At 69.7% G+C, this 17,631-nt stretch carries 18 protein-coding genes and 1 tRNA gene; 6 read left to right on the top strand and 13 right to left on the bottom strand.

Annotated elements, in window-relative coordinates:
• Positions 1 to 63: 63 nt before the first annotated feature.
• On the bottom strand, positions 64 to 525 hold the full coding sequence (locus FV234_RS14920) for a DUF3828 domain-containing protein (protein WP_147830126.1): 462 nt from the start codon (positions 523 to 525) through the stop codon (positions 64 to 66).
• Complete coding sequence (locus FV234_RS14915; protein WP_147830124.1) at positions 522 to 1,460, bottom strand: glycine--tRNA ligase subunit alpha; 939 nt, start codon at positions 1,458 to 1,460, stop codon at positions 522 to 524. The genes FV234_RS14920 and FV234_RS14915 overlap by 4 nt, the downstream gene beginning before the upstream one ends.
• A gap of 213 nt (positions 1,461 to 1,673) precedes the next feature.
• Between FV234_RS14915 and FV234_RS14910 the strand changes: the two genes are divergently transcribed.
• Complete coding sequence (locus tag FV234_RS14910; RefSeq protein WP_147751058.1) at positions 1,674 to 1,937, top strand: hypothetical protein; 264 nt, start codon at positions 1,674 to 1,676, stop codon at positions 1,935 to 1,937.
• A 35-nt stretch (positions 1,938 to 1,972) separates the two neighbouring features.
• Here the strand turns inward: FV234_RS14910 and FV234_RS14905 are convergent, their stop codons facing one another.
• Positions 1,973 to 2,827 carry a S49 family peptidase gene (locus FV234_RS14905; RefSeq protein ID WP_147830122.1) on the bottom strand — a complete coding sequence of 285 codons (855 nt, stop codon included), beginning with the start codon at positions 2,825 to 2,827 and terminating at the stop codon, positions 1,973 to 1,975.
• A gap of 217 nt (positions 2,828 to 3,044) precedes the next feature.
• Between FV234_RS14905 and FV234_RS14900 the strand changes: the two genes are divergently transcribed.
• Complete coding sequence (locus tag FV234_RS14900; protein ID WP_147751060.1) at positions 3,045 to 3,320, top strand: hypothetical protein; 276 nt, start codon at positions 3,045 to 3,047, stop codon at positions 3,318 to 3,320.
• Between the two features lie 72 nt (positions 3,321 to 3,392).
• Here FV234_RS14900 and FV234_RS14895 read toward each other — a convergent pair whose 3' ends face one another.
• Together FV234_RS14895 and FV234_RS14890 are read right to left on the bottom strand one after the other, a co-directional pair.
• Positions 3,393 to 4,154, bottom strand: coding sequence for a methyltransferase (locus FV234_RS14895; RefSeq protein WP_147830120.1), 762 nt, complete (start codon positions 4,152 to 4,154; stop codon positions 3,393 to 3,395).
• A gap of 2 nt (positions 4,155 to 4,156) precedes the next feature.
• Positions 4,157 to 4,387 (bottom strand): DUF2007 domain-containing protein, encoded by a 231-nt coding sequence (locus FV234_RS14890; RefSeq protein ID WP_147830118.1) that lies wholly within the window; start codon positions 4,385 to 4,387, stop codon positions 4,157 to 4,159.
• A 163-nt stretch (positions 4,388 to 4,550) separates the two neighbouring features.
• Between FV234_RS14890 and FV234_RS14885 the strand changes: the two genes are divergently transcribed.
• Positions 4,551 to 5,573 carry a polyprenyl synthetase family protein gene (locus tag FV234_RS14885; protein ID WP_238271745.1) on the top strand — a complete coding sequence of 341 codons (1,023 nt, stop codon included), beginning with the start codon at positions 4,551 to 4,553 and terminating at the stop codon, positions 5,571 to 5,573.
• A gap of 36 nt (positions 5,574 to 5,609) precedes the next feature.
• Here FV234_RS14885 and FV234_RS14880 read toward each other — a convergent pair whose 3' ends face one another.
• The 3 genes from FV234_RS14880 to FV234_RS14870 all read right to left on the bottom strand — a co-directional run bounded on the left by FV234_RS14880 (position 5,610) and on the right by FV234_RS14870 (position 10,403).
• Complete coding sequence (locus FV234_RS14880; RefSeq protein ID WP_147830114.1) at positions 5,610 to 6,482, bottom strand: 4-(cytidine 5'-diphospho)-2-C-methyl-D-erythritol kinase; 873 nt, start codon at positions 6,480 to 6,482, stop codon at positions 5,610 to 5,612.
• A gap of 115 nt (positions 6,483 to 6,597) precedes the next feature.
• A complete protein-coding gene (locus FV234_RS14875) occupies positions 6,598 to 8,466 on the bottom strand; it encodes a tetratricopeptide repeat protein (RefSeq protein ID WP_147830112.1) in 1,869 nt (622 codons plus the stop codon).
• Between the two features lie 263 nt (positions 8,467 to 8,729).
• On the bottom strand, positions 8,730 to 10,403 hold the full coding sequence (locus tag FV234_RS14870) for an electron transfer flavoprotein-ubiquinone oxidoreductase (protein ID WP_147830110.1): 1,674 nt from the start codon (positions 10,401 to 10,403) through the stop codon (positions 8,730 to 8,732).
• 239 nt (positions 10,404 to 10,642) lie between these two features.
• Here FV234_RS14870 and FV234_RS14865 point away from each other — a divergent pair, with 239 nt between their 5' ends.
• Entirely contained in the window at positions 10,643 to 11,539 is an 897-nt protein-coding gene (locus tag FV234_RS14865) for a uracil-DNA glycosylase (protein ID WP_147830141.1), read from the top strand.
• 87 nt (positions 11,540 to 11,626) lie between these two features.
• Positions 11,627 to 12,538, top strand: a complete 912-nt coding sequence (locus FV234_RS14860; protein ID WP_147830139.1) for a neutral zinc metallopeptidase — start codon at positions 11,627 to 11,629, stop codon at positions 12,536 to 12,538.
• A 199-nt stretch (positions 12,539 to 12,737) separates the two neighbouring features.
• Here the strand turns inward: FV234_RS14860 and FV234_RS14855 are convergent, their stop codons facing one another.
• The 3 genes from FV234_RS14855 to FV234_RS14845 form a co-directional block, all read right to left on the bottom strand.
• Positions 12,738 to 13,604, bottom strand: a complete 867-nt coding sequence (locus tag FV234_RS14855; protein ID WP_147830108.1) for a flagellar motor protein MotB — start codon at positions 13,602 to 13,604, stop codon at positions 12,738 to 12,740.
• Positions 13,605 to 13,637: 33 nt separating this feature from the next.
• A complete protein-coding gene (gene motA / locus FV234_RS14850) occupies positions 13,638 to 14,495 on the bottom strand; it encodes a flagellar motor stator protein MotA (RefSeq protein ID WP_147751068.1) in 858 nt (285 codons plus the stop codon).
• A 227-nt stretch (positions 14,496 to 14,722) separates the two neighbouring features.
• Positions 14,723 to 14,797 (bottom strand) — tRNA-Val (locus FV234_RS14845).
• 337 nt (positions 14,798 to 15,134) lie between these two features.
• Between FV234_RS14845 and gltX the strand changes: the two genes are divergently transcribed.
• Complete coding sequence (gene gltX / locus FV234_RS14840; RefSeq protein ID WP_147830106.1) at positions 15,135 to 16,478, top strand: glutamate--tRNA ligase; 1,344 nt, start codon at positions 15,135 to 15,137, stop codon at positions 16,476 to 16,478.
• Positions 16,479 to 16,480: 2 nt separating this feature from the next.
• Here the strand turns inward: gltX and FV234_RS14835 are convergent, their stop codons facing one another.
• Positions 16,481 to 16,822: a DUF1491 family protein gene (locus FV234_RS14835; RefSeq protein WP_147830104.1), complete on the bottom strand. Its 342-nt coding sequence runs from the start codon at positions 16,820 to 16,822 to the stop codon at positions 16,481 to 16,483.
• Between the two features lie 56 nt (positions 16,823 to 16,878).
• Positions 16,879 to 17,616 carry a peptidoglycan-binding domain-containing protein gene (locus tag FV234_RS14830; protein ID WP_348643066.1) on the bottom strand — a complete coding sequence of 246 codons (738 nt, stop codon included), beginning with the start codon at positions 17,614 to 17,616 and terminating at the stop codon, positions 16,879 to 16,881.
• Positions 17,617 to 17,631 lie beyond the last annotated feature (15 nt).

Below are 17,631 nucleotides of genomic sequence, written 5' to 3'. Positions count from 1 at the left end.
CGTCGAGACGAAGCGACGCGGAAGGCGCGGGATGCCACCGCCGATATCCGCTTCGCGATGCGCCTATGGCAGCTTCGACGACAGGATTGTCACCAGATCCCAGGTCTGGCCTGTCATCGACCGCACGTCGGCGATCAGCCAGCGCCCGTCCTCGCGCACGAGATCGTAGCGCAGATCCTGCGGCGTGAAGTTGCGGAAGGTCGCCTGCACCTGCGCGCGTTCATGATCGTCAGAGAGCGCGACATCGTCAGAGAGCGCGACCAGCTGCAGAGTCTTTTGCCAATTCGCCTCGGTGTCCTGCCCGTTGACAGTGAACGCGAAATCGAGGCGGCCGACCTCGTTCCCGGCCTCGCGGCGATCCCGCTCGTAGAGCGCGCGCAGACGCGTGGCGTAGAAGCCGACGGCCCCGATGTCGTCCTTGGCGTAGAAGGCGCGCACGGTCTCGACGGGGTCGGTGGCGGATTGCGCCGCAGCTGGATTGGCGAGGCAGACCAGGGCCAAGGCGGCGAGCGCGACGCGGTTCATGCCGCGGCCGGGGCGCCGCCGGCCTCCGTCAGCAGCCAGGCTGCGCCGCAGGCCTTGGCCAGCTCGCGCACCCGCAGGATGTAGCTCTGGCGCTCGGTCACCGAGATCACGCCGCGTGCGTCGAGCAGGTTGAAGACGTGGCTCGCCTTGATGCACTGGTCGTAGGCCGGCTGCACCATGCGATGGCGGGCGCCCTCGCGCTCCGGCGCGCCGCCGTCGAGGTAGCTGCGGCAGGCCTTTTCGGCGTCGGCGAATTGGCGGAACAGCATCGTCGTGTCGGCCGCCTCGAAGTTGTGCCGCGAGTATTCCTGCTCGGCCTGCAGGAACACGTCGCCGTAGGTCACCTTGTCGGCGCCCGCGCCGCCGTTGAAGTTCAAATCGTAGACGTTCTCGACGCCCTGGACGTACATCGCCAGCCGCTCCAGCCCGTAGGTCAGCTCACCCGCCACCGGCGCGCATTCGAGGCCCGCGACCTGCTGGAAGTAGGTGAACTGGCTCACCTCCATGCCGTCGCACCAGCATTCCCAGCCAAGGCCCCAGGCGCCGAGCGTCGGGCTCTCCCAGTCGTCCTCGACGAAGCGGATGTCGTGCAGGGCGAGGTCGACGCCGATCGCGGCGAGCGATTCCAGGTAGAGCTCCTGCAGGTTGTCCGGGTTCGGCTTCAGGATCACCTGGAACTGGTAGTAGTGCTGCAGCCGGTTCGGGTTCTCGCCGTAGCGCCCGTCCTTCGGCCGGCGCGAGGGCTGCACGTAGGCGGCTTTCCAGGGCTTGGGCCCGAGCGCCCGCAGGGTCGTGGCCGGATGGAACGTGCCGGCGCCGACCTCCATGTCGTATGGCTGCAAGATCACGCAGCCCTTGGCCGCCCAGAAGCGCTGCAGCGTCAGGATCAGGCCCTGGAACGAGGTCTTTGGGCTGAGATCGGCATCGCTCGGCATGGGGCTTCTTCGTCGTCGCGCGGGGGGAGGGCGCCCGGGGTTTAAGCGTGCGCCGCCCCATTGAGCAACCGCTAGGCCGCTGCGCGTGCGGGCCCGCACCGAATGTGGCGCAAATTCGACGGACAAGCGGAACCGTATCGGCACGGCCAAGTTTATTGCCCGACATCAGGACATCCGGCGCCCGCAGGGGCCGAACGCCACGGAACATCAGTCATGCGCAGCCTCGCCAAGAAGAACGTCACCGTCTTCGCGGTCCTCGTCGCCGCCTCGCTGGTCGCCACCCCGCTGGTGATGAGCGCCAGCAGCGCTTTCGCGACCGTGGAAGACACCGCCACGGTGACCGTGCCGGTCGCGGTGATGCCGGTCGAGGTCGCCCCGGTCGCGGCGCCCGCGATCAAGGCCGAGGGCTGCACCCGCAAGGTGCGGGTGGTCTATAGCGGCTACGGCACGCCGGACGCCGCCTGCCTGGTCCGCTGACCGCAGATTGCTGATAGCCGAGCTAGCAGCCTCGCTCAGAGCCCGTAGCGAGCCCAGGCCGCCCGCTCCTCCACCGCGGCAATCGCCTCGTCCGCAAGGCCGATCCCGCCCGGTGCCGCGCGACGCAAGAGGCGGCTGACGAACGACCCCTTCGCCTCCGCGACGAGCCGCATCTCGACGGTGTCGCCGAAGCGGGTCCTCAAGGTCGAACGGATGTCGCCGAGCGCGTCGACGAGACCGAGCTCCAACGCCTGCCGCCCGGTCCAGATCGCGCCGGTGAACAGGTTGTCGCCGGCCTTCAAGGTCGGGCGGCGGGCCGTGACGAGGGCGGTGAACAGGTCCTGCACGTCCGCTTGGATGCGCAAAAGGCGCTCGACGTCGGCCGGGTCTTCCGGCCGGAACGGATCGAGCATCGCCTTGGCGTCGCCTTGGGTGTGGACGCGGCGCTCGACGCCGACGCGCGCGAGCAGCTTATCGAACCCGAAACCCGCCGAGACCACGCCGATCGAGCCGACCACCGAGGTCGGGTCGGCGACGATTGTGTCGGCCGCGCACGCGATCATGTAGCCGCCGGAGGCCGCCACGTCCTCGACGAAGGCGTAGACCGGCAGCTTCTTTTCCGTCGCCAGGTCGCGGATACGCCGGTGGATCAAGTGCGACTGGGCCGGCGCGCCGCCCGGCGAGTTGATCACGATCGCCACCGCCACCGCGCCCGGGGTTTCGAAGGCGCGCTCGAGGCTACCCGCCACGGTGCCGATCGACAGGCCGGGACGGAGCGGCGAGACCGCGCCGATGGCGCCATTCAACCGCACGACGGCGACGCGCGGGCGCGCCTTGCGGAAGCGCGCCGGCAGCAGGGCACGCACGAAGTCCGGAACGGCGAGGGGCATGGGGGCTCTGCTCGGGAAGAGTTGCGCCTTCCGAATTGGTCATCGGCACCGCTTGCGCAAGGCTTTCGCCAAGGGGCCGTCGTCGCACGACGAAGTGTTTCGCGTGTCGTCGATCGAACCGAAACAGGCCCATCGCCGTTTCAGGCCCGGCGGAGTGGTTTCCGTCCGGGCGGGGGCGCGATCCTCGACCGTGTCACAGGGAGGAGAGGACGTCTCGATGCGATCCTGGAAATTTCTGATGGTCGTGCTCGCGCTGCTCGGCGGCGCGACCGGGTTGAGCCTCTCGGCGAAGGCCGCCCCGATGAGCGTGCCGATCGCCGCCGCCCAGTCCGACGCCGAACCGCTCGTGCAGACCGCCCGCTGGCACGGCCGCCGGCACTGGCACCGCCATCACTGGCACCGGCATCACCGCTGGCACCGCCACCACCATTGGCGCCGCCATCACCATCACCGCCACCATTTCGGGCATCACCGCCGCCTGCGGTTCTACTGAGATGCGCTCGGGCGGTGTCCGGCACGCCGCCTGATCCATACCCTAGACGAACTTGGCCAGAGCGAAACGGCTTCATGGCGGCCACGGCCGGCCGCGATGCAGGGCGTCCGCCTCGGCGGTGAAGGCGCCGTCCACCCCTTGGAGGACGAGGGGCGGACGCAGTTCCAGGGCGGCGCGGCTCCCCTTGGTCGCGCTGACGAGGATGCGGATCGCCGGACGATCCGCCCGGGCGTGGACCGGGCGGATCGCGACGCCGCCGAACCGATTGCGCAGGGCGTCGAGGCAGAGCGGTAGCGCGTCGGCCCTGTGGATCAGCCCGAGCCGGCCGCCGGCCCGCAGAAGGTCGGTGCAAGTGCGGATCCAGGCCTCCAATCCGCCGGGGGGAAATGCGTGCGCGGCCGCCTTGCCTGCATCCGGCGACGGGCGGTGGCGACCGGCCTCGAAGAACGGCGGGTTGGTCAGCACGATGTCGGCGCTGCCGGAGACGAGGCCGGCGGCTCGGCGTTCTGCCCCTGGACCGAGCACGTCGGCCTCGACGACCGAGACGCGATCGGCCATCGCGTTGGCCTCGGCGTTCCGGCGCGCCAATGCGGCGAGGTCGGGCGCGCGCTCGACCAGCACGACGCGGCTGCCCGGCGCGCCAATTCCGGCCGCGAGCCCGACCGCACCCGTTCCCGCTCCGACGTCGCAGATCACGTCGCCGGCCTTCGGCTCGATGAGGCGCGCGAGCAGCACCGCATCGGTTCCGGCCCGGTGGCTCCCGCGCGGCGGCTGCAGCAGGCGCAAGGCCCCGCCGAGGAAGTCGTCCGGCGCGGCATCCGAGGTCTGGCGCATGGTCAGGCGGTCGCGTCCCGCAGCTTGTGGCCGAGCCCGGCGTCGCGCAGGAGCCGGCGGGCCTGGGCCGCATGGTCGCCGGGCACCAGCAGGCGGCGGGGGAAGGCGCCGATCGAACCCTCCATCAGGCTCATGTGGTTGTCGGCCACGAGGACCGGGATATCAGCGCCCTCGAGCAGCGATTGCGCGAAGCCGATCAGGACGATGTCGTTGGTGCGGATCAGTTCGGTCATCGCGGCCCCGTTCGCGGGTGGAGGGCGCTTTCGTCGCGTGCGCCGATCCATGCGGCGGCACCATATCCGGTTTCACGCGCGCATGTTGCGGTGCCCTGAAGCCCGTGCGAAGGGGTGGCGCATCGCGCGCTGCAATCGAAGATCGGTCTGGAGGCATCGGACCTTGGGTGTCGTCGTTTCCATCGAAGAGGGCCGCCCCGACGCGGAGGCGAGCCTGGCCGACCTCGTGGCCCTGGTCTCGGGTGGCATGGAGCGGGTGAACGCCCAGATCCTGTCGCGCACCGGATCGGACGTGGCGATGATCCCCGAGGTCGCCAACCACCTGATCGATTCCGGCGGCAAGCGCCTGCGCCCGATCCTCACGCTCGCGAGCGCGGACCTCTGCGGCTATGCGGGGATCGACGGCGACGTGAAGCTCGCCGCCAGCGTCGAATTCATGCACACCGCGACCCTGCTGCACGACGACGTGGTCGACGGCAGCGACATGCGCCGCGGCCGGGTCGCCGCACGGATCAAGTGGGGCAACGAGGCGAGCGTGCTCGTCGGCGACTTCCTGCTGGGCCAGGCCTTCCGGATGATGGTCGAGGTCGGGTCGCTGCGCGCCCTCGACATCCTCTCGGCCGCCGCCACCGTGATCGCCGAGGGCGAGGTGATGCAGCTCACCGCCGCCAAGAACACCGGCACCTCGGAGGACGAGTACCTCGCGGTGATCCGCGCCAAGACCGCCGAGCTGTTCGCAGCCGCCTGCGAAGTCGGCCCGGTGCTGGCCGGGCGCCCGGTCGCGGAGCAGGAGGCGTGCCGCGCCTACGGCATGAACCTCGGCATCGCCTTCCAGCTGATCGACGACGTGCTCGATTACGGCGGCACCAGCGCGGCCCTCGGCAAGAACGTCGGCGACGACTTCCGCGAGGGTAAGATCACGCTGCCGATCGTGCTCGCGGTCCGCCGCGGCACCGAGGAGGAGCGCGCGTTCTGGCGGCGGACGCTGGAGCAGGGCGCGCTGGAGGAGGGCGACCTCGAGACCGCCCACACGATCCTGCGGCGCCACCACGCCCTCGAGGAAACGGTGGCGCGCGCCCGCGAGTACGGCACGCTGGCGCGGGACGCGCTCGATCCGTTCCCGGAAAGCCCGATGAAGTCGGCGCTGCTGCAGGTCGTGGATTTCTGCGTCTCGCGCGTCCATTGATCCTCGTCGTAGCGAGCCGGCGCCTGCTCCGGCCTGTCAGCGCAGGTAGGTCGCGACGGTCCACCAACCGGGCTGGGCCGAACCGATGGCCCGGGCCGCGCGCGAGGCCGCATGCCGGTCGGCGAACACGGCGAACACCGTCGCGCCCGAACCCGACATCCGCGTAAGCCGGCACCCGGGCTGGGTGCGCAACGCCGTCAGCGCCGTGCCGATCACCGGCGCCACGGTGAGTGCCGGCGCTTCGAGGTCGTTGCGCGCCGGCCCGATCGCCGCGAGCAGCGTGTCGGCGTCGCCGCCGCCGATCTCGGGATGCGCTGCGCCGTCGAGCCTGTCTCCGACCTGGAGTCCGAGCGCCTTGAACACGGGGGCCGTCGGCACCGGCACGCCGGGATTGATCAGCACCGCCGGCAGCGGTGCGATCCCGAGCGTCGGGCCGATCTCCTCGCCCGCGCCCCGCATCATCCGCGCCCGCGGATCGAGGCAGACCGGTACGTCGGCCCCCGTCGCCCGCGCGGCGGCGATCACCGCGGGGTGGTCGAGGGCGAGCCCGTTCAGCTCCGCGAGGAGACGCAGGGCGGCCGCCGCATCCGACGATCCGCCGCCGATGCCCGCCGCCACCGGCAGGCGCTTGACGAGGTCGAACGCCCCGACCTTCAAATCTGGCACGCCGTCCGCGAGGTGCCGGGCCGCCCGGATCACGAGGTTGTCCCCGGTCGGCCCGGCCGGCCCGGCGGTCGGGCCGCTCACCGCGAGCGACAGCGCGGGACCGGGATCGAGGGTCAACGTGTCCCCTGTGCCGGCAAACGCCACGAGGCTTTCGAGCACGTGATACCCGTCGCCGGGGCGACGCCCGAGGACGTGCAAGGTGAGGTTGATCTTCGCAGGAGCGCGGGTGGTGAGACGTGCCATCGCGTATTCTGGACCGATGTGGACGACGCCTCCAGCGAGGATGCGCCGCAAAGAAATGCCGGCTGCCCTGGATGGCAGCCGGCATGAACGATGGATTGAATCGGTGAAAGGCCGTTCAGCCGCCGCTCTTCTTGTCGGCCGCGCCGGGGGCCTCGGTCGGGGCCGGTGCGCCCTTGGGAAGTTCCGGGTTCTCGGCATTGTGCGGCGCCGCCACCGGGGCCGGCGGGTTCTCGGCGGTGGCCGTCGGCTTGTCGGTGTCCGGCAGGCCGTTCTTCAGCTTCTCGTTGATCTGCACGAGGTCGTCCGGCTCGGGGTTGAGGTCCTTGGCGTGCTGCCACTGGAACTTGCCTTCGAGGCGGCGGCCGGCGCGCCAGTAGGCGTCGCCGAGGTGGTCGTTGATAGTCGGGTCGCCCGGCTTCAGCTCGACGGCCTTTTCCAGCTCGCGCACGGCGTCGTCCCAACGGCCGAGGCGGAAATAGGCCCAGCCGAGGCTGTCGACGATCATGCCGTCGCGCGGGCTGGCGTCGGCCGCCTGCTTGAGCAGCTTGAAGGCGTCGTCGATGTTGATCTTCTGATCGACCCAGGAATAGCCGAGGTAGTTCAGCACCTGGGCCTTCGCCGCCGGCTGGCTCGCCGGGACCAGCTCCAGGGCCTTCTTCAAGTCGGCCTCGGCCTTCGGCCATTGCTTGGCGCGCTCGTAGGCGGTGCCGCGGAAGTAGTAGGTGGTCCAGAAGTTCGATTGCGGCCGGTCGCCGATCAGCGCGATCGCGCGGCTGTAGGTCTCGGCCGCCTCCTCGTACTTCTTGCGCGAGCGCTGCACGTTGCCCAGCGCCGTGATGATGTCGATGTCGTCCGGGTGCGCCTTCATCGCGGCGTCGAGATATTGCAGCGCCTCGTCGCCCTTGCCCGCCTGCTCGAGGTTGAGGCCGATCTGGATGTCGGCGTTGAGCTTCAGCGGCGAGGTGGCGGGGATCTGCGCGTAGGCCTCGTTCGCCTTCTCCGGCTGCTTCATCCGGTCGAGGGTGTCGGCGAGCGTCAGGCGGGCCAGGGCGTGCTCGGGCGCGAGGTAGAGGGCAAGCCGCAGGTAGACCACAGCAGGCAGCTCGTCGCCCTGCGTCGAGCCGGCGGAGCCGAGCCCATACAGCACCTCGCCGGCGCCTTCCTGCGCGTTGGTGACGAGGCGGGCGAGCGGCTTGCCGGCCTTCAGCTTGTCGAGGGCGTCGCGCACGATCGGGTGGCGCGGCATCAGCGCGTCGAAGTCGGAATAGGCCTGGATCGCCAGGTCGGTGCGGCCGGCATTGGCCTCGAACCGGGCGTAGGCGTCGACGATGCGCAGGGTGTTCTTGTCGGCCTCGTAGGCCGCCTTGAGGCGGCGCTCGGCCTCGGCCTGATCGCCGGTGACGCTGGCGATGAGGCCGGCATGGTAGTCGCGGAAGGTGTTGTAGTAGCGCTCGCCCTTGAGCTTGCTCACGGTCTCCAACGCCCGCTTGCCGTCGCCGGCGCCGGCATAGGCCCAGGCGGTGAGCAGCGTCGCGGTCAGGTCGGCGGCCGCGCCGCGTCCGCTGCGCGAAAAGTTCTGGCGGGCGGCGGCCCACTGGCCGGCCTTGATCTGGCGCACGCCGAGCGAGAGCTGAGCGAGCCCGTTGGTGGAGTCGCGGTTGACGAGGCGTTCGGCCGCGCGGAACGCGTCGGGCAGGGCGCCGTCGGCCAAGAGCGAGACGAAGGCCCGTTCCAGCAGGTCGGTGTTGCGCGGGTCGGCCTTCACCGCCTCACGGTAGAAGCTCGCAGCCGCCGCGGTGTCGCGCGAGGCGCCGGCGATGTAGGCCGAGAGGAAGTTGCCTTCGAGGGACTCCGCCGGCTCGTATTCCGACATCGGGCTCGACTCCCGCGGCTGCACGGCGAGCGCGGGCCCGCACAGCGAGACGCTCGCGGCGAACGTCAGGGCGAGCACCGAACGGGTGCGACGGGGGCGGACATCGGTCATGGGCACCGTTCACGGCTCCTGCGGGCGCCGGCCCATCGCGGCCAGGCGGCGCCGAATTCGGCGGGGACACTGGACTCTTCCCGCCACGCCCGCAAGGCGAAAGGATGGCGCGGGCACGACCGCTCAAGGCCGCCGCACCCGTCGCGATTCTTAGGCTCGCAAGGCCGTGCGAGCGCGCTTTCCTTCCACCGAAGCCCTCCGGGAGAGGCGCGCTGCGTTGGAGACACGCTCTGCGCCGGAGCAGGTCTCCGGCCGCCTCCTGATCACATGTTCGGGTAGTTCGGTCCGCCCGGGCCCTCCGGCGTCACCCAATTGATGTTCTGGTTCGGGTCCTTGATATCGCAGGTCTTGCAGTGGACGCAGTTCTGCGCGTTGATCTGGTAGCGCACGCCGTCCCCGGCCGCCGCATCCTCGACCCACTCGTAGACGCCGGCCGGGCAGTAGCGCGCGGAGGGACCGCCGAACACGTCGTGCTCGGAGGCCTTCTGCAGGCCCATGTCCTTTACCTGGAGGTGGGGCGGCTGGTCCTCCTCGTGGTTGGTGTTCGAGAGGTAGACCGACGAGAGCCGGTCGAAGGTGAGCTTGCCGTCGGGCTTCGGGTAGACGATCGGCGTCACCTCGGAGATCGGCTTGGTGCAGGCGTGGTCGGGCTCGCCGTGCTTGAGCGTGCCGAAGGGCGAGGCGTTGAGCAGCGTGTTCGACCACATGTCGAGGCCGCCCAGGCCCACGCCCGCGAGGGTGCCGTAGCGCGACCAGAGCGGCTTCACGTTGCGGACCGCCTTGAGGTCGGCGCCGATCGCGCTGTCGCGCCAGCCGGCGTCGTAGGCGGTGAGCTCGTCGCCCTGGCGGCCCGCCTTCAGCGCGTCGGCGATGGCGTCGGCCGCCTGCATGCCGGAGAGGACCGCGTTGTGCGAGCCCTTGATGCGCGGCACGTTCACGAAGCCGGCGGAATCGCCCACGAGGCAGCCGCCGGGAAAGACGAGCTTCGGCACCGACTGCCAGCCGCCTTCCATGATCGCGCGCGCGCCGTAGCCGATGCGCTTGGCGCCCTCGAACACCTCGCGGATCATCGGGTGGGTCTTGAAGCGCTGGAACTCCTCGAACGGCGACAGGGTCGGGTTCTCGTAGTTCAGGTGGGTGACGAAGCCGACCGAGAGCAGGTGGTCGTCGAAGTGGTACAGCCACGAGCCGCCGCCGGCCTTGTTCGGCAGGGGCCAGCCCATCGAGTGGCGCACCAGGCCCGGCTCGAACTTGCCGGGCGCGAGCTGCCACAGCTCCTTCACGCCGAGCCCGTACTTCTGGTGGTCGCTGTGGCGGTTGAGTTCGAACCGGTCGATCAGGGTCTTGGTCAGCGATCCGCGGGCGCCCTCGCCGAAGATGACGTACTTACCGCGCAGCTCCATGCCGCGGGTGTAGTCGTCGCGCGGCTCGCCCGACTTGGCGATGCCGAGGTCGCCGGTGGCGATGCCGACGACGACGCCCCGGTCGTCGTAGAGCACCTCGGAGGCCGGGAAGCCCGGATAGATCTCGACGCCCAGCGCCTCGGCCTTGGCGCCGAGATACTTGGCGACGTTCGACAGCGAGCCGACGAAGTTACCGTGGTTCGACATGAACTTGGGGAAGAACAGGTTCGGCATCGTCACGCCGCTGTTCTTGGTCAGGTACAGGAACTCGTCGCGCTCCACCGCGGTCTTCAACGGACGCTCGGAATCGTCGCGCCAGTCCGGCACCAGGGTATCGAGGCCCGACGGGTCGATCACGGCGCCCGAGAGGATGTGGGCGCCGACCTCGGAGCCCTTCTCGACGACGACGACGTTGATCTCGTCGCCGCTCTCATGGGCGTGCTGCTTCAGGCGGATGGCCGCGGCGAGGCCGGCCGGCCCCGCGCCGACGATGACCACGTCGAAATCCATGCCCTCGCGTTCGGGATGCGCCATGCCTGTCGTCTCCTGCCGTGTCTCTTTCGTGCGCCCGGACCGCCCGCTGACGCGGGCCGATCGGTGGATGCGCCGTGTGCTGTCGTTCTGAACCCGTTCCAATGTAGGTTGGCAAGCCGCTGCTGGCAGGGGAGAAGGCGCGGGAGCGGCCAAGTCGCGCATTGCGGCGTCTCGGCGCCGCGCGGCGACGGCACCGATGCCGCGTTGTCCACAGGTGCGTCACGCCCCACATCATGCCCATGACATCGTCGGCGGACGCACAGCGCGACCTGATCGCGTATCTCGATTTCCATGTGGAGAGCGGCGTCGACCTCGCCCTCGACGAGGCGCCGCACGACCGCTTCCAGGAAGCCGACACGCCGGCTCCGACCCTGCTCCGCACAGCACCCGCCCGCGACGCGCCCGTCGAGGCCGCGCGCCGCGCATTGCCGCCGCGCGACGCGGTGTCGTCCCGCGAAGAGGCGCCGCCGGCACCGGAGAAGGCGCCGTCACCGCCCCGCACCTACGGACAATCTGCGTCGGCCAAGCCCGAGGAAGCCGCCACCGATGCCCGGGCCAGGGCCCGGGAGGTCGGGACGCTCGCGGAGCTGGAGGCGCTGCTCGCGGACTTCGACGGGTGCCCGCTGCGCTTCACGGCTAAAAACCTCGCCTTCTCCGACGGAAATCCCGCCGCGAAGCTGATGTTCATCGGCGAGGCGCCGGGCGCCGACGAGGATCGGGTCGGCAAGCCGTTCATGGGCCGCTCGGGCCAGCTGCTCGACCGGATGATGGCGGCGATCGGCCTCGACCGCACGATGGCTTACGTCGCCAACGTGGTGCCGTGGCGCCCGCCCGGTAACCGCGAGCCGACGATCCAGGAGCTCGCCGTGTGCCGCCCGTTCCTCGAGCGGCAGATCGAGCTTGCCGACCCCGACATCATCGTCTGCCTCGGCAACCCGGCGACGAAGGCGATCACCGGCACCAAGGACGGCATCCTGAAGGCGCGCGGGCGGTTCTACCCCTACGCGATGTCCCATCGCACGGTGCGGGCGCTCGCCACGCTCCACCCGGCCTACCTCCTGCGGCAGCCGATGCAGAAGCGGCTCGCCTGGCGGGATTTCCGGCTGCTGCGCGCCGCCCTCGACGGAAAAGCTTGACCGTTCGAGCGGAACCCTCGCTCGGCCTGTGTCATTACCCTGCGACTCGCGATAACGGCGTCGTGAGAACGAGTGGCGGTCGAAATTATGCGCTGGGACGATTTTCGGAGTTCGGACAACGTCGAGGATCGTCGCGGCGAAGGCGGCGGCGGCGGGATGGGCTTTCCGGGCGGCGGTGCCGGCGGGCTCGGCATCGGCGCGATCGTCGTGATCCTGATCATCAGCTGGGTCACCGGCATCAATCCGGCGATCCTGATGGGCGGCGCCGAACAGATGACCCGCGGCGGCGGCAGCCAGCGCGAGGAGCAGGCCGACCCGCAGACGCAGACGCGGCGCAAGACGGCGCCGACCGACGACAGCGGCCGTTTCGCCTCCAAGATCTTGGGCAACACCGAGGACGTCTGGAGCCAGATCCTCCCGAACCAGACCGGCAAGCAGTACACCCCGACCACGATGGTGCTCTACACCGGCGGCACACGCAGCGGCTGCGGCTCGGCCCAGGCGGCAATGGGTCCGTTCTACTGCCCGCTCGACAAGAAGGTCTATCTGGACACCGGCTTCTTCAAGGAGATGGAGCAGAAGTTCGGTGTGAAGGGCGACTTCGCCTACGCCTACGTCATCGCGCACGAGGTCGGCCATCACGTGCAGGACGTCCTCGGCATCCTCGGCAAGGTCCAGGCCCGCCAGCAGCAGGCCTCGTCCAAGCGCGACGCGAACGCGCTCTCCGTCCGGATCGAGCTGATGGCCGATTGCCTCGCCGGCGTCTGGGCCAAGAACTCCAACGACAAGTACAATTCCCTGGAGCAGGGTGACATCGACGAGGCGATGAACGCGGCCAGCGCGATCGGAGACGACAAGCTGCAGAAGCAGAGCCAGGGCTACGCAGTGCCGGACTCGTTCACGCACGGCTCGTCCGAGCAGCGCCAACGCTGGTTCATGAACGGCTACAAGAGCGGCCAGACGAAGTCCTGCGACACGTTCCGCACCGCCAACAACTGAGCGTTGCCGGACGTTTGTCTTGGGACGTGAGGCTCGGTCGCTCTTCGTTCGCAGAGAGCCGGTGGTTCCACACTGAAAGTGGCTGAAGATCAGGTTTCAGAGTGGTGGTCGAGGCATGGCACCGCACCGTGGACGCCGTGCCCAGATCAGTTCGGTCCTATCGGGCCGAGCATTCAACAGAGGCGATGCGGCTCGTCCGTCAGCGAAGGATGTTCGGGGGCGTCGCCGGGCTCGCATTGAGCAGCGTGACCGTCACCCGCCGGTTCGGGGCGATGTAGGGGTTGTCGGGGAAGACCGGCTCGGTGTCGGCGCGTCCCACCACCGACGCGAAGTTCTCGTTGGGAACCCCGGCGCCCGACAGAATCTCGCGTACGGCGAGCGCACGCCCGGCGGTGAGATTCCAGGGTTCGCCGGCCCGCGCCGAACCCGGGCGGGTGGCCGACGTGTAGCCGGTGATGGACAGGCGGTTGGGCAGCCGGCGCAGGGCGGGCGCCAGCGCTTCCAGCACGCGACGGGTCCGCTCGTGGGGGTCGACCGAACCCTCGCGGAACATGGAACGGCCGTCGTCGTCCACGAGGGAGACGTTCACGCCCTCCTTGGTCGGCTCGATTACGATGTTGCGCGACAGCTCGGCGATGTCGGGCATCTTCTGGAGCGCCTGCCGCAGGCTGGCCATGGCGCTGTAATTGGGCTGCACGCTGGCGGCCGGGCGGCTGGCATCGAGGTCGCTGGCGCCGCCCGCACTGGTCGGGCGCGCCCTCTCATCCTGCTCGGCTGAACCCGTCGCCTTCTCGCGGGGCGTGGACGGCTTGTTGCCCGACGTATCGAGGGAGGTCCCATAGAGCATTCCGCCAGCGCCGCTGGTAGCAGGGCTCAAAGCCGCCGGCGCGAAGTATTCCGCCAAACCGGCCTTCTGCTCCTGCGTTGTCATGCTGATCAGCCACATCAGCAGAAAGAACGCCATCATGGCGGTCACGAAGTCCGCGTAGGCAATCTTCCAGGCCCCGCCGTGGTGCCCGTGCGCGGCCTTCTTGACCTTCTTGATGATGATCGGCTGGAGCGCCATGATCGTCGCGTCCCTTCTCGAGATGGGGTCGGATTAGGCGGGCAGGGCGGCGGTCGCCGCTTCCACTTCGTTGAAGGTCGGGCGGACGTCGCTCATTAGGGCCTTGCGGGCGAATTCCACCGCCATCACCGGCGGCTGGCCGGCGATGTGGGCAAGGAGACCAGCCTTGAGCGAAACGTAGTATTTCGACTCCGCCTCGAAGAGGCTCTTGAGCGACTGCGCCATGGGCCCGAAGAAGCCGTAGGCGACGAAGACGCCGAAGAAGGTGCCGACGAGCGCGCCGCCGATCAGATGGCCCAGCACCTCCGGCGGCTCCTTGATGGCTCCCATCGTCTTGATCACGCCGAGCACGGCGGCGACGATGCCGAGCGCGGGCGTACCGTCGGCGAGCGACTGCATGGCCGAGACGATACGCTCCTGCTCCTGGTGGTGCGTCTCGAGTTCCTCATCCATGAGCGCATCGATTTCGTGGACGTTGTTGGCGCCCAGCGTCACCATCCGCATGTAGTCGCAGACGAATTCGACCGCGTGATGGTTGGCTGCAAAGGTCGGGAAGGCGTTGAACAGCGTCGACTCGCTCGGCTCTTCGATGTGCGGCTCGAGCGCCATCAGGCCTTTCTGCTTCGCGAGCTTGAACAAGGAAAACTGCATTCCCAGAAGCTCGACATAGGCTTGCTGGTTGTATTTCGGCCCCTTCACGAGCGTGCCGAACATGGCGGGCACGGCCTTGAGCACCGGCCCGGTGTTGCCGATGATGAAGGCCCCGATCGCCGCACCGAGGATGATGACGAACTCGAACGGCTGCCAAAGCACTTCGAGGTGGCCGCCCATCGCCGAATAGCTGCCGAAGACGCAGGCGAAGACGATCAGGGTGCCGACGATCAGCCGCATGATGTGCCATCCTTGGCCGGCAGCAGGGACAGCCCGCGCGAAGCCGTTAACGATCCGACAAATCACCGAGGAAGGTTAATGGCGGGTTTCGCGCTTTGGCCGGAGGCTGGATCGGGCAACGCAGCGCTCGCCTCCCAACAACCTGTGAGGGCTGAGACACAAGGTTCGGTGGCTTCGGCGCACGACAACGTAGGTCGGACGAGCGGCCAAACTGATCTGAGAGGAAATGGTGGACGGTGCAGGGATCGAACCTGCGACCTTTCCCGTGTGAAGGGAACGCACTACCGCTGTGCTAACCGTCCATCCCGCGCGGCGAGCCCTTGGGACGCCGCGATCCCGATCGACCAGCGCTGACGCCGTCGATCCCGGAACGAGGGCCTTCTAGGGCCGGCTGCGCGGTGGCGTCAAGCTGCAGAACCGATGCGATCACCGATCGACGTCGACGACCGCACCGGTTCCGGCCGGAATTCCGCTCCGCGCTTGTCGGCCGCCGCGGCGCCCCATCCAAGGAACGCCGGGTTCCGGCTGCCTGGAAGCGTCGCCGACCGTGCAATCCGTCGCCACGTGTTTCCGCCGTCCCCGCGCGACATCCCGGTCGGGCTGTGGCGGAGAGGGGCAATTGGAGGTTAAGACGCCGCCATGGCTCCTCTTGTCCGCTTCGCGCCGTCGCCCACCGGCTTCCTCCACATCGGCAACGCGCGGCCCGCGCTGCTGAACGCGCTCTTCGCCCGCGCGAACGGCGGTCGCTTCCTGCTGCGGCTCGACGACACCGACCGCGAACGCTCGACCGAGGCCTTCGCCAAGGCGATCGAGACGGACCTCGCCTGGCTCGGCATCGTGCCGGACCTGCGCGCCCGCCAATCGGACCGGACGGCGGTGTACGACGACGCCGCCGACAAGCTGAAGGCGCTCGGCCGGCTCTATCCCTGCTACGAGACGCCGGAGGAGCTGGAGCGGCGGCGCAAGCGCCAGCTCGGCCGCGGCCTACCCCCGATCTACGATCGCGCGGCGCTCGCGCTGAGCGACAACGAGCGCGCCGCCATGGAGGCGGAAGGCCGCATCCCGCATTGGCGCTTCAAGCTCGAGCCGCGGGCGGTCGCCTGGGACGACCTCGTCCGCGGCACGGCGCACGTCGATTGCGCCTCGCTCTCCGACCCCGTGCTGGTGCGCGCCGACGGCAGCTACCTCTACACGCTGCCCTCGGTGGTCGACGACGCCGACCTCGGCGTCACCCACGTGATCCGTGGCGAGGACCACGTCACCAACACCGGCGTACAGGTGCAGATCTTCGAGGCGCTGGGGGCTGCGCTTCCGGTCTTCGGCCACCACAACCTTCTGACGACGGCGGATGGGGAGGGGTTGTCGAAGCGCCTCGGCCACCTGTCGCTGCGGTCGCTGCGCGAGGCGGGCTACGAGCCGGCCGCCGTGCGCTCGCTCGCCGTGCTCACCGGCTCGGCCGAGGCTGTGCGCGCGGTCGCGACGATGGACGCGCTCGCCGAGCTCGTGAACCTCGCCCACATCTCCCGGGCGCCGGCCAAGTTCGATCCGCACGAACTCGACGGGCTCAACGCTCGCATCCTTCACGAGATGCCGTTCGCGGAAGCCGCCGAGCGCCTGGACGCGCTCGGCATCCCGGCGGGCATCGCCGAACCTTTGTGGCTGGCGGCGCGGGCGAATCTCCACCGGATCGCCGAGATTCGCGACTGGTGGCAGGTGGTGGCCGGGCCGGTCGCGCCGGTGATCGCGGACGCCGTCGTGACCGACGCGGCGTTGGCGACGCTGCCGCCCCAGCCCTACGGCCCCGAGACCTGGAAGGCCTGGACCACCGCGATCCGCGAGCGGACCGGCGCCAAGGGCAAGGCCCTCTTCATGCCGCTGCGCCTGGCGCTCACCGGCCTGGAGCACGGGCCGGACCTGGCTGCCCTGCTGCCGCTGATCGGGCGCGATCGTGCGGCGCGGCGACTCGCGGGCGAGGCGGCCTGAGGCTATTCGGCGAGATCGAGGAGGTGCCGGCCTTCGCGGTCGTCGATCTCGATGATCCACAGGTCGGAATCGAAGCGGATCTCCTTGGTCAGGCGCTCCTCGGCATCGAGCGGCGTGCCCTCGGTGACCATCGCCACGAAACGGCGGCCGCCGGAATCCTCGCCCTCGAACAAAGCCTGCGGCGCCGGCCCGTAGAGGTCGGCGCGTCCGTCGAGGCGATCGACCTTGACGAAGATCGCGCCCGCCGCCGCCGCCCCGCGCCGCCGCTGAACCGCGGAGATGCCCTCGACGGCGAGGCGCCTCAGGTGGGCCGAGACCCAGAAATCGGAGCGCAGGCGCGGCATGGGACCTCCCGGTGCGGATGCGCGCCGGGCATGCGCCGCGCCGGACCGCGATGCAATCAGGCCGGGGGCAGGGCAGCGCGGGCGGCGAGCTCGCGCAGAGTCCGGCCGGCGGGTTCGCCCTTTACCGGCAGCTTGCGGTCGCGCTCGAACTTTTCGATCGCCGCGCGGGTGGTGGCGCCCATCAGCCCGTCGGCCTTGAGCGGCCCGTAGCCGAGCTTCGTCAGAGCCTTTTGCGCCTGCATCACCGAGGGCTGCGGTTTCGGTGCTGCGGCGGCCGCCTTCGGCGTGACCGAGGCGGTGGTCTCGCCGGACCGGATCAGGTCGGCGATCGCATCCCGGTTCGCAGGCTTGGCGGATTCGGCGGTCTTGGCCGGCGGCCGTGACGGCTCGGCGGGCCGCGCGGCTTCGGCCGCCATGTCCGGCGAAGCCTTCGGGACCGGGTCCTTCCGTACCGCGTCTTGGCGAAGCGCGTCTTGGCGAAGCGCGTCCTGGCGAATCGCGATCTTCGGCAGGATCGGCGCCGGGTGGCGGCCGGTCTGGTGGCCCAGCGCGTTCATCGAGACCATCACCACGGCGCCGAGCGCGACCACCCCGCCGAACAGCGTACCGGGGTTGCGCCGGCACATGCGCAAGGTCCCGCTGGCCACGGCCCCGAGCATCACCCGCCATTCCGAGGCGTCGGCATCGGTGATGGCTGCGCGAGGTGGTGTCGGGTGGCGGGCGGCCTTGGCCGGGCGTGCGCTGCGGGCCTCGCCGGCGACGGTGATCTCGCAATGGTCGCGCATCTCGGACATTCTGTCTCCCCGTTG

Source organism: Methylobacterium sp. WL8 (genome assembly GCF_008040045.1).
GTDB classification, from domain to species: Bacteria; Pseudomonadota; Alphaproteobacteria; order Rhizobiales; family Beijerinckiaceae; genus Methylobacterium; species Methylobacterium cerastii.
This window is presented reverse-complemented; position numbering and strand designations above follow the sequence as displayed.

Excerpts from the sequence above, each read along its gene's own strand:
- FV234_RS14915 (WP_147830124.1), bottom strand. The coding sequence starts at position 1,460 with ATGCCGAGCGATGCCGATCTCAGCCCAAAGACCTCGTTCCAGGGCCTG.
- FV234_RS14870 (WP_147830110.1), bottom strand. The coding sequence starts at position 10,403 with ATGGCGCATCCCGAACGCGAGGGCATGGATTTCGACGTGGTCATCGTC.
- FV234_RS14880 (WP_147830114.1), bottom strand. The coding sequence starts at position 6,482 with ATGGCACGTCTCACCACCCGCGCTCCTGCGAAGATCAACCTCACCTTG.
- FV234_RS14860 (WP_147830139.1), top strand. The coding sequence starts at position 11,627 with ATGCGCTGGGACGATTTTCGGAGTTCGGACAACGTCGAGGATCGTCGC.
- gltX (WP_147830106.1), top strand. The coding sequence starts at position 15,135 with ATGGCTCCTCTTGTCCGCTTCGCGCCGTCGCCCACCGGCTTCCTCCAC.
- FV234_RS14865 (WP_147830141.1), top strand. The coding sequence starts at position 10,643 with ATGACATCGTCGGCGGACGCACAGCGCGACCTGATCGCGTATCTCGAT.
- FV234_RS14830 (WP_348643066.1), bottom strand. The coding sequence starts at position 17,616 with ATGTCCGAGATGCGCGACCATTGCGAGATCACCGTCGCCGGCGAGGCC.
- FV234_RS14890 (WP_147830118.1), bottom strand. The coding sequence starts at position 4,387 with ATGACCGAACTGATCCGCACCAACGACATCGTCCTGATCGGCTTCGCG.
- FV234_RS14900 (WP_147751060.1), top strand. The coding sequence starts at position 3,045 with ATGCGATCCTGGAAATTTCTGATGGTCGTGCTCGCGCTGCTCGGCGGC.
- motA (WP_147751068.1), bottom strand. The coding sequence starts at position 14,495 with ATGCGGCTGATCGTCGGCACCCTGATCGTCTTCGCCTGCGTCTTCGGC.
- FV234_RS14875 (WP_147830112.1), bottom strand. The coding sequence starts at position 8,466 with ATGACCGATGTCCGCCCCCGTCGCACCCGTTCGGTGCTCGCCCTGACG.
- FV234_RS14905 (WP_147830122.1), bottom strand. The coding sequence starts at position 2,827 with ATGCCCCTCGCCGTTCCGGACTTCGTGCGTGCCCTGCTGCCGGCGCGC.
- FV234_RS14835 (WP_147830104.1), bottom strand. The coding sequence starts at position 16,822 with ATGCCGCGCCTGCGCTCCGATTTCTGGGTCTCGGCCCACCTGAGGCGC.
- FV234_RS14895 (WP_147830120.1), bottom strand. The coding sequence starts at position 4,154 with ATGCGCCAGACCTCGGATGCCGCGCCGGACGACTTCCTCGGCGGGGCC.
- FV234_RS14855 (WP_147830108.1), bottom strand. The coding sequence starts at position 13,604 with ATGGCGCTCCAGCCGATCATCATCAAGAAGGTCAAGAAGGCCGCGCAC.
- FV234_RS14920 (WP_147830126.1), bottom strand. The coding sequence starts at position 525 with ATGAACCGCGTCGCGCTCGCCGCCTTGGCCCTGGTCTGCCTCGCCAAT.
- FV234_RS14910 (WP_147751058.1), top strand. The coding sequence starts at position 1,674 with ATGCGCAGCCTCGCCAAGAAGAACGTCACCGTCTTCGCGGTCCTCGTC.